Consider the following 14,769-nt stretch of genomic DNA (forward strand, 5'->3'; position numbering starts at 1 on the left):
GCTTGGGTTGATGTTGGTGCGACACTCGGGGACGTGCCGTTCGCGCGCCCACGCCGGGTCACCCTTCGCGAGGTCGCCGTCCGGGCCGGGGTCTCGCCCACCACCGCCTCGTTCGTGCTCGCGGGGCGGGAGGACATGCGGATCTCCGAGGAGGCCCGGATGCGGGTCCGGCAGGCCGCCTCCGACCTCGACTACCGGCCCAACCTCACCGCCCGCAGCCTGCGGACCAAGGTGACCCGGACATTCGCCTTGGTCTCCGACACGATCACCACCCGGCAGTACGGCGGGGGCATGATCCGCGGCGCGCTCACCGCCGCGCTGGAGGAGGAGCACCTGCTCTTCGTCACCGAGACCGACGGCGACCCGCGGACCGAGGAGCGGCTGGTCGAGGACCTGCTCGGCCGCCAGGTCGACGGCTTCCTCTACGCCTCCATGTTCACCCGCCAGGTCACGCTGCCGGCTTCGCTGCAGGGCCACCCGGTGGTGCTGCTCAACTGCACCACCGGCGACGCGGCGCTGCCGACCGTGCTGCCGGACGAGCGGGCCGGTGGCCGCGCCGCCGCCCAGGCCGTGCTCGACCGCGGCCACCGGGACGGGATCGTGATCGCCGGCGAGACCCCGCCGGGGGTGTACGCGGCCCGCGAGCGGCTGGCCGGGATCGAGGAGGCGCTGGCCGAGGCCGGGACGCAGGCGGACGCGATGCTGGACTGCTCCTGGTGGCCCGAGGCCGGGTACGACGCGGTCGCGCACACGCTGGCCCGCGGACGGGTTCCGCGGGCACTGATCTGCCTCAACGACCGGATCGCGTTCGGGGCGTACCAGGCCTTGCAGGAGGCCGGGGTGGCGATCCCGGCCGAGGTGTCGGTCGTCTCCTTCGACGACTCGGACCTGGCCGGCTGGCTGCGGCCGGGGCTGACCAGCGTCGCGCTGCCGCACTACGAGCTCGGCCGGCGGGCCGTCCGGGTCCTGCTGGCCTCGGAGTCCGGGCACGGGATCGAGGCCGTGCCGATGCCGCTGCACGAGCGCGAGTCGGTCGCCGCGCCGCGCCCGGCCGCCCGAACGGAGCAGCGCGACCGCGCCTGAGCCGCGCAGGGCGGGCGCGGCGGCGTCTGGACCGCAGCGACGCGCCGACCGAGTCGCCGCGCGGAGGGAGGACGCCGCCGGAGGCGACCACCCGGAGCGGCCGGGGGATCAGCGACACTGTTCGGCGTGCACTTCGTCTTCACACCGCCGGCGGAAGCGGCCGCAGGCCTGCTGAGCCTGCCCTGGGACCGCCCGCTGGCGGAGTGGACCGACGATCGGCTGGTGGAGATCCGGCAGCGCGGCATCTCCCGGCACGTGGTCCGGTTCGTGGTCGAGGGGGGCGAGGTGTTCGCGATCAAGGAGATCGACGAGCGGCTGGCCCGGCGGGAGCACCGGCTGCTGCGGCGGCTGGGCGAGCTCGGCATCCCGGCGGTCGACGTGCTCGGCGTGGTCGCCGACCGGCCCGGGCTGGAGGCGGCGCTGGTGACCCGCTTCCTCGACTTCTCCACGCCGTACCGGAACCTGTTCGCGAACCCGCGCGGGGTGCAGCTGACCGACCGGCTGCTGGACGCGCTGGTCGAGCTGCTGGCCCGCCTGCACACGGCCGGCTTCCTGTGGGGCGACTGCTCGCTGTCCAACACGCTGTTCCGGCACGACGCGGGCTCGTTCGCGGCGTACCTGGTCGACGCGGAGACGGCCGAGCTGCGGCCGACCCTGTCGGACGGGATGCGGCACTACGACGTGAGCCTCGCCTTCGAGCGGGTCGGCGGCGAGCTGTTCGACCTGCAGGCCGGCGGGCTGCTCTCACCCGAGATCGACCCGCTGGCGGTGGCCGAGCAGGTCGAGGCCCGGTACGACGCGCTCTGGCACGAGCTGACCCGGGAGGAGCTGCTGCAGCCCGGCGACCAGCGCTACCGGATCGCCGAGCGGCTGCGCCGGCTCAACGAGCTCGGCTTCGACGTCGACGAGCTGGACATCGTGCAGGGGCCGGCCGGCAACCGGCTGCGGGTCCGGACCCGGATCGCCGAGCCCGGGCACGACCGGCAGCTGCTGTTCGCCCGGACCGGGATCGACGCCCAGGAGAACCAGGCCCGCCGGCTGCTCAACGACGTGGCCAGCTTCCGGGCCTGGCTGGAGCAGAGCGAGGGCCGGCGGGTGCCCGACGCGGCGGCGGCCAACCGCTGGCTGGCGGAGGTGTACGAGCCGGTGATCGCCTCGATGCCGGAGGAGCTGCGGGGTCGGCTGGACGACGCCGAGGTCTTCCACGAGATCCTGGAGCACCGCTGGTTCCTGTCCGAGGCCGAGGGCCGCGACGTCGGCACCACCCGCGCGGCCGAGGACTACTTCGCCGGCGTGCTGCCGGCCGTGCCGCCCGACCTCACCGTCGGCACCGGCATGCGCGGCATCATCGGGCCGTGAAGATCACACCGGGACCGCTCCCGGTGCCGGGTACCGTCGTGCGGTGCTACGCCCGCGTCTGATCGTTCCGCTGATCGCTGCCGCCCTTGCCGCGGCGGCCTGTACGAGCGGCTCGGACCAGGTGACCGGCGCGCAGCCGAGCGCCTCGGCGTCCGGGGCCGCGAGCCTGGCCGGGGTCTGCCCGGCCACCGTGACGATCCAGTCGAACTGGTGGGCGCAGGCCGAGGACGGCGCGATCTACCGGCTGCTCGGCGGCACCCTCGACGTCGACAAGCAGCACAAGCGGGTCACCGGTGCGCTCGTCGCCGACGGCGTCGACACCGGCGTGAAGGTGCAGATCCGCTCGGGCGGGCCGGCCAACGGGTTCGTGCCGGCGGCGAGCGTGCTCTACACCGACCCCTCGGTGCTGCTGGCGACCGCGGACACCGACCAGATCGCGCAGCTGGCCTCGTCCAAGCCGGTCAAGGCGGTGGTGGCGCCGATGGAGCGCTCGCCGGTGGTGCTGATGTTCGACCCGGCCCAGCACTCGTTCACGAAGATCGGCGACATCGGGAAGACCGACACCCGGGTGCTCTACTTCCAGGGCGCGACCTACATGGACTACCTGGTCGGGTCGGGACAGCTGAAGAAGGCCCAGGTCGACTCCGGGTACGCCGGGACGCCGGACCGCTGGGTCGCGGCCCGCGGCAGCATCGTGCAGCAGGGCTTCCTCACCAACGAGCCGTTCGCGTACGAGAACGAGCTGCCGTCGTGGGACAAGAAGGTGGCCTGGCTGCTGGTCGCCGACGCCGGCTACCCGGTCTACCCGGAGACGCTCACGGTCCGCTCGGACAAGGAGAGCGCGGACGCGGCCTGCCTGAAGAAGCTCGTGCCGATCATCCAGCGCTCAGCGGTGGGCTACCTGTCCGACCCGGCCGCGACCAACACGCTGATCGTGAAGCTGACCCAGGACTACAACGCCTATCCGTACTCGGCCGCGCGGGCGGCGTACGCGGCGAAGGTCATGAAGGACAACGGGATCGTCGGCAACGGGACCGACGGGATCCTCGGCAACTTCGACCTGGCGCGGGTCACGAAGCTGCTCGGGATCGTCCGGCCGGTGTTCGCGGCGGACCGGACACCGCTGCCGGCCGGGCTCACCGCGGACGATCTTGTCACCAACGCGTACATCGACAGTTCGGTCGGGGCTTCCTGAGGATCCCGGTTCTGTCGGACCCTCCTGCGAGGGTTCTGTGGCGTCGGACTCTTTCTGAGCGGGGCCAGGCGTGGAGCTGAGAGCCGCGTTCAGCCCAGGGCCGAATTCGCCGTAATCCGGTTGCGGGGTTGCGCGAAGGGTCTTAGCGTTTCGTGCTGGAGTACGAAACGGTGTCGTTCACTTGTTGGTAACGGGAGGACCTCAGCATGTCACCGCACGAGCCCGCCGGCCTGTCGGCCGACGTCCTGGAGGAGCCCGCGACGCCGGGTTCCAGCCGGGGTCCGGCCCGGGAGTCGGCGATCTGTGCCGCGGCGCTCGAGCTGCTGGCCGAGGTCGGCTACGACAAGATGAGCATGGACGCGGTGGCCTCCCGGGCCCGCGCCTCCAAGGCGACGATCTACCGGCGCTGGCCCGGCAAGCGGGAGCTGGTGGTGCATGCCATCCGCTGCCGCGGGCCGCAGGCGGTCGAGCCGCCGGACACCGGGACGCTGCGCGGCGACATCATCGCCACCCTGCGGTTCGCCCGCGAGGGCATCGGCTCCGAGGACGTCGCGCTGCTGGCCGGCGTCCTGCGGGCCATGCGTGGAGCTCCGGAGCTTGCCGACACGCTGCGCCAGCAGGTGCTGGTGGACAAGCGCCACGTCGGGGCCACCATCGTGCGCCGGGCGATCGAGCGCGGCGAGCTCGGCCCGAACGCCGACCCGTCCGTCTTCCACGAGGTCGCGCCGGCCCTCATGTTCTTCCGCGTGCTCGTCACCGGTGAACCCATCGATGACGAGTTCTTCGCCCACGTCGCCGACGACGTGCTCATCCCGCTGCTCGCCTGCAGCAGCACCCGAACGACGGTTCCATCCGCCAGACAGGAGACATCGTGACCAGCTCCATCGGCGCCGGCCCTGACCAAGCCGCGCCAGAATCAGGCGCCCAGGACTCCAGGCGCTGGCTCGCCCTTGCCGTGATCGCGGTGAGCCAGCTCATGGTCGTGCTGGACGCGTCCATAGTGAACATCGCCCTGCCGTCGGCGCAGCGGGACCTCGGCATCACCGACGCCGACCGGCAGTGGGTCGTCACGGCGTACACGCTGGCCTTCGGCGGGCTGCTGCTGCTCGGCGGTCGCATCGCCGACTACGTCGGCCGCAAGCGGATGCTCATCGTCGGCCTGCTCGGCTTCGCCGGCGCGTCCGCGCTCGGCGGCATCGCCTCGACCGCGGAGCTGCTGTTCGCGGCCCGCGCGCTGCAGGGGGCGTTCGCGGCCCTGCTGGCGCCGGCCGCGTTGTCCTTGATCACGGTGACGTTCACCGAACCGAAGGAACGGGCCCGCGCGTTCGGCGTGTTCGGCGCCATCTCCGGCGGCGGCGCGGCCATCGGCCTGGTCCTCGGCGGCATCCTGACCGAGTACGCGTCCTGGCGCTGGTGCCTCGGCGTCAACGTCCCGATCGCCATCGCAGCCGCCGGCGCGGCCTTCGTGATCGTCAAGGAGAGCAAGGCCCACGGCAACACCAAGTACGACGTGCCCGGCGCGGTCCTGGTCACCCTCGGCCTGGTCTCGCTGGTGTACGGGTTCACCGAGGCCGCCAAGCCCGACCTGGGCTGGACCGCCGGCACCACGATCTTCTTCCTGGCCGCGTCGGTCGTCCTGCTGGTCGCGTTCGTCGTGTGGGAGTCGCGGATCGCGAACCCGCTGCTGCCGCTGCGGATCGCGCTCGACCGCAACCGGGGCGGGTCGTACCTGGTCTTCCTGGTCGTCGGGGCCGGCCTGTTCGGGATGTTCCTGTTCCTGACGTACTACTTCCAGCTCAACCTGGGCTACAGCGCGCTGAAGTCGGGCCTGGCGCTGCTGCCGTTCAGCGGCGGGATCATCGTCAGCGCGGGCGTGGTCTCGCAGTTGCTGCCGCGGCTCGGACCGAAGCCCCTGATGATCAGCGGTCTGGTCATGGCCGTGCTGGGGATGCTGTGGCTGACCCAGATCACCGCGGACACCAGCTACGTCAGCCACATCCTGCCGTCGGAGCTGCTGCTGTCCATCGGCCTGGCCGGGGTGTTCATCCCGGCGTCGAGCACGGCGCTGGTCGGCGTCGACTCGCATGACGCCGGTGTGGCCAGCGCGCTGCTGAACACGTCCCAGCAGATCGGCGGCTCGCTCGGCACGGCGCTGCTCAACACGCTGTACGCGTCGGCCGTGACCGGCTTCCTGGCCGCGCGGGTCACGTCTCCGGCGGACGCGCAGCGGCTGCAGCCGGACGCGCTGATCCACGGCTACCACGTGGCCTTCTTCTGGGCCGCGGTGCTGCTGGCCGCCGGTCTGGTCTTCGCGCTCATCTTCATCAACGCGAAGAAGGACGACATCCCGTCGGAGCCCGCGCTCGCCGCGGCCTGACCCGTAGGACCCGAGGGGCGGCAGCGACTGCCGCCCCTTCGGGGTCTCTCAGGGCTGGTAGGGCGGCGCACCGCCCCAGCCCAGTCGGGAATCGGGGCGGCCGGCGGGGGTGTGGCGCCGGGCCGGGAGTTGGCCGGGGCGATGCGCGAGCCCCACTCCAGGTAGGCGACGAAGGCCGAGCGGAACTCCGGATCGTCGGGCAGGCCGACCTCGTCGGCGGGGCTCGCGCGGGAAGCCGAGCACCGTTCGCGCTGGGTGGACGGGTCAGTAGACCGAGCCGTAGTCCCCGGAGGTGGTGCCGCTCCCGGACATCGCGGCCACGACCACGAGGACGGCGAACACGATCACGCCGACGAAGCCCAGGCCGGCCAGCACGGTGACCAGCACCCGGAGCCAGGCGACCGCAGCAGCAACAGGCACGTTGCGTCCTTCCGCCGAACGTCGTCGAAATGCTGATACGGACACCCCACCCCACCGGTTCACTTTCCCGGCCGGAGACTTCGCCGGCCGAGCTAGGGTCCGGGCGTGGTCAGCACCGTGTACGTCGCCGCGCTGGAGCCGGACACCGGCAAGTCCGCGGTCGCGCTGGCGGTGATGGAGGCGCTGGCCGGGCGTACCGGCCGGGTGGGGTTCTTCCGGCCGATCCTCGGCGAGGGTCCGGACCCGCTGGTCGAGCTGATGCGCGAGCGCTACCAGGTCAAGGTCCAGCCGCAGGGCATCACGTACGCGCAGGCGCAGGAGCTGAGCCCGGACGAGCTGGTCAGCCGGGTGGTGGAGCGGTTCCGGGAGCTGGCCCGGGACTGCGACGCCGTCCTCTGCGTGGGCAGCGACTTCACCGACGTGTCGACCGCGACCGAGTTCGCGCTGAACCGGCGGCTGGCCGGGGATCTCGGCGCGAGCGTGCTCGCGGTGGTCTCCGGCCGCGGCAAGAGCGCCGCCGACGTGATCGCCTCGATCCGGTTCGCCCGGTCCGAGCTGGCCGAGACCTCGGTGCTCGGCGTGGTCGCCAACCGGGTCGACCCCGCGGTCGCGGACGAGGTCCGGGCGACCACCGGCGAGTACGTCGTCCCGTACGACCCGGTGCTGGTCGAGCCGACCGTGGGCGAGGTGGCCGAGCAGACCGGGGCCCGGGTGCTGGTCGGCGACCCGGCCGAGCTGGACCGCGACGTCCGGGCGGTGGTGGTCGGCGCGGCCACCCTGCCGACCGTGCTGGACCACCTGTCCGAAGGCGCGTTGGTGCTCACCCCGGGCGACCGGGCCGAGATCGTGCTGGGCATGCTCGCGGCCGCGGTGTCGCCGAGCGCGCCGCACGTCAGCGGCCTGCTGCTGACCGCCGGGCTGCTGCCGGACCCGCGGGTGCAGCGGGTGCTGGACGGGCTGGCCCCGCACACGCCGGTGCTCGCGGTGGAGACCGACACGTTCACCACCGCGCAGGCGGTCGGGCGGATCCAGGGCCGGCTGTCCGGCCGCAAGATCCCGGCCGCGCTCGGCCTGGTCGAGCGGTACGTCGACACCGCCGAGCTGGTCCGCCGGGCCGAGCTGACCCGCTCGGACCGGGTGACCCCGCTGATGTTCGAGTACGACCTGGTCGAGCGGGCCCGGGCCGACCGGCGCCGGATCGTGCTGCCGGAGGGCCTGGACGAGCGGGTGCTGCGGGCGACCGAGATCGTGCTGCGGCGCGGGGTCGCCGCGATCACCCTGCTCGGCGCGCCGGCCGAGGTCCGGGCCGGGGCGGCCGCGCTCGGCCTGGACATCGACGGGGCCGCGATCCTGGACCCGGTCGGGCCGGACGCCGACGACCTGCGTGACCGTTTCGCCGCCCGGTACGCCGAGGCCCGCAAGCACCGCGGCGTCACCCTCACCCAGGCCCGCGACGTGGTCACCGACGTGAGCTACTTCGGCACGCTGATGGTGGCCGAGGACCTCGCCGACGGCATGGTGTCCGGGGCCGCGCACACCACCGCGCACACGATCCGGCCCGCGTTCGAGATCGTCCGCACCGTCCCCGGGGTCCGTACGGTCTCCAGCGTCTTCTTCATGTGCCTGGCCGACCGGGTCCTGGTCTACGGCGACTGCGCGATCATCCCGGACCCGACCGCCGAGCAGCTGGCCGACATCGCGGTCTCCAGCGCGGCCACCGCGCGCCGGTTCGGGGTGGAGCCGCGGGTGGCGATGCTGTCGTACTCGACCGGTTCGTCCGGGTCCGGCGCCGACGTGGACAAGGTGCGGGAGGCGACCCGGCTCGTCCACGAGCGGGCGCCGGACCTGCCGGTGGAGGGTCCGATCCAGTACGACGCGGCGGTCGACGCGAGCGTCGCGGCGGCCAAGCTGCCGGGCAGCGCTGTCGCCGGGCAGGCCACCGTGTTCGTGTTCCCGGACCTGTCGAGCGGCAACAACACCTACAAGGCCGTGCAGAGGTCGGCCGGGGCGGTCGCCGTCGGTCCGGTGCTGCAGGGCCTGCGGCGGCCGGTCAACGACCTGTCCCGCGGCTGCACGGTCGCCGACATCGTGAACACGGTGGCGATCACCGCGATCCAGGCCCAGTCCGGGCAACAGCCGGGCTGACCAGGCTCGCCGTGACGCTGACCGTGTCGGCTACGTGAGCAGCAGCCAGCCGCCGGCGGCGAGCGCGGCCAGCGTCGACAGGCCGAAGAACGAGACCCAGAGGCCGCCCGGCACGTGGGTGAGGTGGGCCAGCTGGTCGGCGTCGGTACGGCGGGTCCGCCGCCGTTCGCGGTAGAGCTCCCAGACCGGCCGGACGCCGGCCAGCAGCAGGAACCAGGTCGCCGCGTACCCGAAGCCGGCCTGCACGTCCGCCGGGGTGAACAGCGAGACGCCGACCACGATCGCGCCGGTGACCAGCAGCGTCAGCGCCCCGTACACGTTGCGGACCATGATCAGCATCGCCAGCAGCAGCGCCACCGCCGCCCAGAGCATGACCGTGACCTGGTCGAACGCCAGCAGCACGACCCCGACCAGCCCGACCAGCGACGGCGCCAGGTAGCCGGCCGCGGCCGTCACCACCATCCCGGGCCCGCTCGGCCGCCCGACCGACAGCGTCAGCCCCGAGGTGTCGGAGTGCAGCCGGATCCCGGTCAGCCGCCGCCCGGTGAGCACGGCGGTCAGCGCGTGCCCGCCCTCGTGCACGATCGTGACGAGGTTGCGGGTCCACCGCCATACCGCGTCCAGGACGACCGCGAGCAGCGCGAACACGCCGGTCCCGGCGACCAGCCAGTTGTCCGGCTCGTACTGCCGCACCCAGTCCAGGTTGCTCAGGCCGCGACCTCGTCCAGGTGCGCGACCATCTCGCTGACCAGGTCGCGCAGCTCCCGGGTCAGGGCCCGGCCGGTGCCGGCCAGGATGACCGGCACGCCGTACTCCGGGGCCGGGCCGTAGACCGCCTTGGAGTCTCGGACGGTGGTGGCGAAGGTCGGCACGCCCAGCCCCTCGACCCGGCTGATGTAGCTGCGCTGGGCCTCGATCGGCTGGTTGTCGTGCAGCTGCACCATCGTGAAGACGACCGCGGCCGGCGGCCGGCCCAGCGGGGCGCCGCCCTCGTCGCCGGCGGCCTGGAGCTGCTCGTTGTACTCCTGCGCGAACGCCTGCACCTTGCGGCCGAGCGAGTCGATGCCGTTGATCGACAGGTAGTCCGGCCGGGTCGGGATCAGCAGCATGTCGCTCGCGGCGACCGCGTTCTTGGCGATCAGACCGAAGTTCGGGGCGCAGTCGATCAACGCCACGTCGTAGTCGGCGATCTCCTTCTCGGCCAGCCCCTCGCGTAGCCGCCGGTGCGCGGTCAGGTAGTGCTCGGGATCGATCAGCAGCTGCGCGGCCAGCGCGGTGTCCACCTCGGAGAGGTCCCGGTGCGAGGCGACGAGGTCGAGGGAGCCACCGCTCGTGGTCAGGAACTGCGCGACCCGCTGCGGCGAGGCGACCAGCGAGGACAACGTCTCCGCGCCGTCACCGGCCAGACCTTCGAACCAATTCTTGATCGTCTTGTTCGGCACCAGGTCGGTCTGCCACTCGCCCTGGGTGAAGAACGACACCGTGAGGCTGGCCTGCGAGTCGAGGTCTATCAAGAGAACCTTGCGACCACGGGCAGCCAGGCCCGCGCCGAGGTTGGCGGTGAGCGTCGTTTTGCCGACGCCGCCCTTGTGGTTGATGACGGAGACGACCTTCACCGCGTTCTCCCTGGTCGACATCAGGACGGTTTCCACCTCCGCCGGGCTGCGCTGCGCAAGAGGAGCCGAGGGTTGAGGATGCCACGGACTGCCTCGCGATGAGACACCGGTCTTCACGCACCGGCCGGTACGGTGACGACGATCTCCTTCGACAACCACGCCCCGCCGGTCAGCGGCAGCTTGTCGCCGCTCCAGAACGAGCCCGGGTCGTAGTGGTTGGGCCGATGATCGTCCGGCAGCAGGCCCATCTCCTGGTACGTCACCGCGACCACCTCGGCGCAGTACGCGGTCTCCAGCTCGGCCGCGTCCCGGCGCCGCCGGACCGGGATCCGCCCGGTCAGCCAGCGCCCGGCGAGCCGGGCGGTCGACGGGAACGGCGTGCCGTCCAGCCGGGCGATGGTCCTGAGCAGCGCGTCCTCCAGGTCCCGGCCGACCTGGTGGTCGAGCTGACGCAACCAGGCGTGCTGGCCGTACCGGTGGGCCCACAGCATGATCGCGTCCCGGGCGTCGTGCAGCTGTACGCCCCGGTGCCGGTCGCCGGACCACAGGTCCGGCAGCGACCGGCCCAGCTCCGCGTGCCAGAGCAGCGGCGGCAGGTCGTCCAGCGCGACGATCATGCCGACGTGGTTGACCGGGCTGTTGGTGGACAGCCGGATGGCCCGGTCGGCCGCGGAGGAACCACGGAAGATCCAGATGTCACCGGTCCGGGTGACGTCGAGCGCCTCGTCCAGGCTGATCGGCACCGCCCTACCCTAGGGCCCGTGAACCTGTGGAAGGTGCTCGGCATCGCGGGGCTGGTCGGGGTCGCGGCCGGCGGGGTCGTGCTGGCCCGGTCGGAACGGCGGCGGCGGACGTACACGCCTGAGGAGATCCGGGCGCGATTGCAGGCCCGGCTGGCCGAGGCGTCCTAGGCTGCCGTCACGGGCGCACCGACGCGTCCGCAACGGGAGGAGCCCGCATGGCCGACATCAGCGTGGTCGCGATCATCACCGCCAAGGCGGGCGAGGGGGACGCGGTCCAGACGATGCTCAGCGACCTCGCCGCGGCCAGCCAGCAGGAGGACGGCTGCGTCCTCTACAGCCTGCAGCGCGGGGTCCAGGACCGGGACGTCTTCGTCACGGTCGAGAAGTGGACATCGCTGGACCACCTGGACAAGCACATGAACGGGCCGTCGATCGCGGGCGCGATGGCCAGTGGTGGTCACCTGCTGGCGGGGGCGCCGCAGATCGTGCCGGCCGAGGTGCTCGGGGTGGGCGACCCGGCGAAGGCGCGGTACTAGCTGACCAGCAGGCCGACGGTGTGGATGACCACGCCGGCCAGCGCGCCGACCACGGTCCCGTTGATCCGGATGAACTGCAGGTCGCGACCGACCGCGAGCTCCACCTTGCGGGCGGTCTCGACGCCGTCCCAGCGCTCGACCGTGTCGGTGATCGTGCGGGTGAGCTCGTCCCGGTAGTGGGTGACCACGTAGCCGGCCGCGTCCGCGACCCAGCCGTCGACCCGGGCCCGCAGCACGTCGTCGGTGTCCAGCCGGCGGCCGAGGTCGGCGAGCGCGCCGGCGAGCCGCGTCCGCAGCTCGCCGTCGGGGTCGTCGACCATCTCCAGCAGCAGGCGGCGGCCGGCCGAGATCACGTCGCCGAACGCGCGGCGGACCTCGGGCTGCTCCAGCAGCCCGGTGAGCACCCCGGAGGCTTGTTCGATGGTGGCCGGGTCGTGCCGCAGGTCCTCGGCGAAGCGGGCCAGCAGCCGGTCCAGCGTCTGCCGGATCGGGTGCTCGGGCTGGGCCCGGACCTCGGCCGAGACCCGGGCCAGCTCGGCGTAGATCCGGCCGGCGACGGCCCGGTCCACGAACTCCGGTGACCACACCGGCGCCTGCCGGGCGACCAGGTCGACCAGCTGCTCCCGGTTCGCGGTGACCCAGTCGTCGATCGCGGTGGCGACGAGGTCGACCAGCCGGTGGTGCGCCTTGTCCTCGACCACCTGGGCCAGCAGCCGCCCCAGCGTCGGGCCGACCGGCAGCTGGGACAGCCGGCGCAGCACGACCGGCTCCAGCACCGCCCGGACGTCCTCGTCCCGCAGCACGTCGACCGCACCGCGCAGCGCCCGGGCCAGCTCGGCCGTGACCCGGCGGGCGTGCTCCGGATCGGCCAGCCAGCGGCCCACCCGCCGCGGCACGTCGGCGTTGCGCAGCCGCTCCCGGATGACCTGTTCGGACAGGAAGTTGGTGCCGACGAAGTCGGAGAGGTTGCGGCCGAGCGCGTCCTTGCGGGTCGGGATGATCGCGGTGTGCGGGATCGGCAGCGCCAGGGGCCGGCGGAACAACGCGGTCACCGCGAACCAGTCGGCCAGCCCGCCGACCATCCCGGCCTCGGCCGCGGACTCGAGGAAGCCGACCCAGCCGTGGCCGCCGGCCCGCCGGGCCAGCACGTAGACCACCGCGGCCAGCAGCAGCAGCGCGGTCGCCCCGGACTTCATCCGGATCAGCCCGCGCCGCCGCTCCTGGTCGGCCGGGCTGAGCGCGGTCATTCAGGCGACCGCACCGGCGGCCCTCAGCGCCGCCACGGCGTCCGGGGTCCGGCCCAGCTCGGTCAGCACCGCGTCGGTGTCGGCCCCGGGCCAGGCCGGGCGACGGTCCAGTGTGGACACCGTACGGTCGAAGCGCGGGGCCGGCGCCGACTGCGGCACCCCGTCGACGGCCGTGTACGTCCGGCGCGCGGCCAGGTGCGGGTGCGCCGGCGCCTCGTCCCAGTCCAGCACCGGCGCCACGCAGGCGTCGCTGCCCTCGAACACCGCGGCCCACTCGTCCCGGGTCCGGGTCGCGAACAGCTCGGCCCAGCGCTGCTTGGCCGCCGGCCAGCCGGCCGGGTCGTTCCGGCGGTCCGGAGCGAGCTCCGGGACACCGTCCATTCCGGACAGTCGCAGCAGCTCGGCGTAGAACTTCGGCTCCAGCGCACCGACCGCGATCTCGCGCCCGTCCGCGCAGGCGTAGACCTCGTAGAACGGGGCGCCGGTGTCGAGCAGGTTGTGCCCCGGCGGTCCCGGCCAGAGGCCGGCGTTGCGGGCACCGTAGACGAAGTTGGACAGGGCCGCGGTGCCGTCGACGATCGCGGCGTCGACGACCTGGCCGGTGCCGGTCCGGCCCGCCTCCAGGAGAGCGCTGACCACGCCGAAGGCGAGCATCATGCCGCCGCCGCCCATGTCGCCGAGCAGGTTCATCGGCGGCACCGGCCGGTCGCCGGCCCGGCGGCTGTTGTTCAGCGCGCCGGTCAGCGCGATGTAGCCGACGTCGTGGCCGGCCACCGTCGCGAGTGGACCGTCCTGGCCCCAGCCGGTCATCCGGCCGTACACCAGGGCCGGGTTGACCGCGTGGCAGTCGGCCGGGCCGAGGCCGAGCCGTTCGGTGACCCCGGGCCGGAAGCCCTCCAGCAGGGCGTCGGCGGACGCCACCAGGTCGAGCACGACCTGCCGGCCGTCGGGGTGCTTGAGGTCGACCGCGATCGAGCGCCGGCCGCGCAGCACGACGTCCGGGTGCGGGCCGTCCGGGTGGTCGCGGACGGCGGCGGGCCGCTCGACCCGGATCACGTCGGCCCCGGCGTCGGCCAGCATCATCGCCGCGAACGGGCCGGGCCCGATCCCGGCCAGCTCGACCACCCGTACGCCCGTCAGCGGTCCACCCACGCGGACCAGGCTAATCGCAGTCCTACACGAACAGCGGGTCCGCCTCGGCGTGGGCGGACAGCGCCGCCATCGCCTCGTCGGTCGGCTCGTCCTCGAACCGCTCGGCCGCGTCCAGCACCCGCGGCAGGATGTCGACGTCGCCGAGGCTGATCACGTGCGTGCCCTCGCGGGCCAGCGCATACCAGATCGAGAGGTCGAGGGCGTCCTGGTCCTCGTACGGCTCGTACCAGGTGGCGCGGGTGTGCGGCCGGCCGCGCCAGGGCCGGCGCGCGGCCGACTTGATCGTCTGCACCGCGATCCCGCGCTCCTGGCAGGTCGCCTGCACGGCGTCGAAGTTCTCGGCGTAGTAGGAGTTCTGCATCGTCACGTAGTTGTACGGCAGCAACACCGAGTCGAACGCGTACCGCTCCAGGCTGCGGCGGTGGTTGGCGGCGATCTGGCTGCCGTGCCCGGTGACGCCGACGAACCGGACCAGGCCGTCCTTCTTGGCCTGCTCGGCCGCCTCGATGATGCCGCCCGGGCTGAGCGCGATGTCCCACTCGATCGGGTCGGCCAGGTTGTGGAACTGCCAGAGGTCCACGTGGTCGACCTCGAGCCGGCGCAGCGAGTCCTCCAGCTGGGCCCGGGCCGCGGTCGCGGTCCGCTCGCCGCTCTTGGTGGCGAGGAAGAAGTCGTCGCGGCGGGTGCGCAACCAGGGCGCGATCCGCAGCTCGGAGTCGCCGTACCCGGCGGCCGTGTCGATGTGGTTGATGCCGTGGTCGAGGAGGTGGCCGAGCGTGCGGTCGGCCACCTCCTGCGACACCTCGGCGAGCGCCGCGGCACCGAAGATCAGGCGGGTGCTGCGGTGCCCGGTCGAGCCGAACTCCAGGGTGGGAATCGCCACGTGGTTCCCCTCG

Annotated in this window: 15 protein-coding genes; 8 read left to right on the forward strand and 7 right to left on the reverse strand. The window is 73.0% G+C overall.

The genetic code is table 11. The features are described 5' to 3' along the window. The first annotated feature begins 33 nt into the window (after positions 1 to 33). From VGP36_15165 to VGP36_15185, 5 genes are all read left to right on the forward strand, one after another. Positions 34 to 1,083: a LacI family DNA-binding transcriptional regulator gene (locus tag VGP36_15165; GenBank protein ID HEV7656053.1), complete on the forward strand. Its 1,050-nt coding sequence runs from the start codon at positions 34 to 36 to the stop codon at positions 1,081 to 1,083. A gap of 126 nt (positions 1,084 to 1,209) precedes the next feature. Then, on the forward strand, positions 1,210 to 2,442 hold the full coding sequence (locus VGP36_15170; GenBank protein ID HEV7656054.1) for a DUF4032 domain-containing protein: 1,233 nt from the start codon (positions 1,210 to 1,212) through the stop codon (positions 2,440 to 2,442). A gap of 43 nt (positions 2,443 to 2,485) precedes the next feature. Then, positions 2,486 to 3,637, forward strand: a complete 1,152-nt coding sequence (locus VGP36_15175; GenBank protein HEV7656055.1) for an ABC transporter substrate-binding protein — start codon at positions 2,486 to 2,488, stop codon at positions 3,635 to 3,637. Positions 3,638 to 3,843: 206 nt separating this feature from the next. Next, on the forward strand, positions 3,844 to 4,512 hold the full coding sequence (locus tag VGP36_15180; protein ID HEV7656056.1) for a TetR/AcrR family transcriptional regulator: 669 nt from the start codon (positions 3,844 to 3,846) through the stop codon (positions 4,510 to 4,512). After that, positions 4,509 to 6,014 carry an MFS transporter gene (locus VGP36_15185; protein HEV7656057.1) on the forward strand — a complete coding sequence of 502 codons (1,506 nt, stop codon included), beginning with the start codon at positions 4,509 to 4,511 and terminating at the stop codon, positions 6,012 to 6,014. The genes VGP36_15180 and VGP36_15185 overlap by 4 nt, the downstream gene beginning before the upstream one ends. Positions 6,015 to 6,278: 264 nt before the next feature. On the opposite strand, the gene VGP36_15190 is transcribed toward VGP36_15185, so the two are convergent. Beyond that, a complete protein-coding gene (locus VGP36_15190) occupies positions 6,279 to 6,434 on the reverse strand; it encodes a hypothetical protein (GenBank protein ID HEV7656058.1) in 156 nt (51 codons plus the stop codon). A 105-nt stretch (positions 6,435 to 6,539) separates the two neighbouring features. Between VGP36_15190 and pta the strand changes: the two genes are divergently transcribed. Next, on the forward strand, positions 6,540 to 8,579 hold the full coding sequence (gene pta, locus VGP36_15195; protein HEV7656059.1) for a phosphate acetyltransferase: 2,040 nt from the start codon (positions 6,540 to 6,542) through the stop codon (positions 8,577 to 8,579). Between the two features lie 30 nt (positions 8,580 to 8,609). Here pta and VGP36_15200 read toward each other — a convergent pair whose 3' ends face one another. The 3 genes from VGP36_15200 to VGP36_15210 form a co-directional block, all read right to left on the reverse strand. Continuing rightward, positions 8,610 to 9,272, reverse strand: coding sequence for a M50 family metallopeptidase (locus VGP36_15200; GenBank protein HEV7656060.1), 663 nt, complete (start codon positions 9,270 to 9,272; stop codon positions 8,610 to 8,612). 14 nt (positions 9,273 to 9,286) lie between these two features. Then, the gene (locus VGP36_15205) at positions 9,287 to 10,216 is read right to left on the reverse strand and encodes a ParA family protein (protein ID HEV7656061.1); all 930 of its coding nucleotides are present in this window, start codon (positions 10,214 to 10,216) and stop codon (positions 9,287 to 9,289) included. 92 nt (positions 10,217 to 10,308) lie between these two features. Further along, complete coding sequence (locus tag VGP36_15210; protein ID HEV7656062.1) at positions 10,309 to 10,932, reverse strand: hypothetical protein; 624 nt, start codon at positions 10,930 to 10,932, stop codon at positions 10,309 to 10,311. A 24-nt stretch (positions 10,933 to 10,956) separates the two neighbouring features. Between VGP36_15210 and VGP36_15215 the strand changes: the two genes are divergently transcribed. After that, positions 10,957 to 11,106 (forward strand): hypothetical protein, encoded by a 150-nt coding sequence (locus VGP36_15215; protein HEV7656063.1) that lies wholly within the window; start codon positions 10,957 to 10,959, stop codon positions 11,104 to 11,106. Positions 11,107 to 11,153: 47 nt separating this feature from the next. Beyond that, a complete protein-coding gene (locus VGP36_15220; GenBank protein ID HEV7656064.1) occupies positions 11,154 to 11,474 on the forward strand; it encodes a putative quinol monooxygenase in 321 nt (106 codons plus the stop codon). Here the strand turns inward: VGP36_15220 and VGP36_15225 are convergent. From VGP36_15225 to VGP36_15235, 3 genes are read right to left on the reverse strand one after another with little or no spacing between them, the layout of a single operon-like run. After that, on the reverse strand, positions 11,471 to 12,721 hold the full coding sequence (locus VGP36_15225; GenBank protein HEV7656065.1) for a DUF445 domain-containing protein: 1,251 nt from the start codon (positions 12,719 to 12,721) through the stop codon (positions 11,471 to 11,473). The two genes, VGP36_15220 and VGP36_15225, sit on opposite strands and share 4 nt — an antisense overlap. Further along, entirely contained in the window at positions 12,722 to 13,873 is a 1,152-nt protein-coding gene (locus VGP36_15230) for a CaiB/BaiF CoA-transferase family protein (protein HEV7656066.1), read from the reverse strand. A gap of 22 nt (positions 13,874 to 13,895) precedes the next feature. Then, positions 13,896 to 14,756, reverse strand: a complete 861-nt coding sequence (locus tag VGP36_15235; GenBank protein HEV7656067.1) for an aldo/keto reductase — start codon at positions 14,754 to 14,756, stop codon at positions 13,896 to 13,898. Positions 14,757 to 14,769 lie beyond the last annotated feature (13 nt).

The sequence above is a fragment of the Mycobacteriales bacterium genome (assembly GCA_035995165.1).
Lineage (GTDB): Bacteria > Actinomycetota > Actinomycetes > Mycobacteriales > CADCTP01 > CADCTP01.

Coding starts and splice junctions, on each gene's coding strand:
- VGP36_15205 (HEV7656061.1), bottom strand. CDS start 10,216: ATGTCGACCAGGGAGAACGCGGTGAAGGTCGTCTCCGTCATCAACCAC.
- VGP36_15225 (HEV7656065.1), bottom strand. CDS start 12,721: ATGACCGCGCTCAGCCCGGCCGACCAGGAGCGGCGGCGCGGGCTGATC.
- VGP36_15180 (HEV7656056.1), top strand. CDS start 3,844: ATGTCACCGCACGAGCCCGCCGGCCTGTCGGCCGACGTCCTGGAGGAG.
- VGP36_15220 (HEV7656064.1), top strand. CDS start 11,154: ATGGCCGACATCAGCGTGGTCGCGATCATCACCGCCAAGGCGGGCGAG.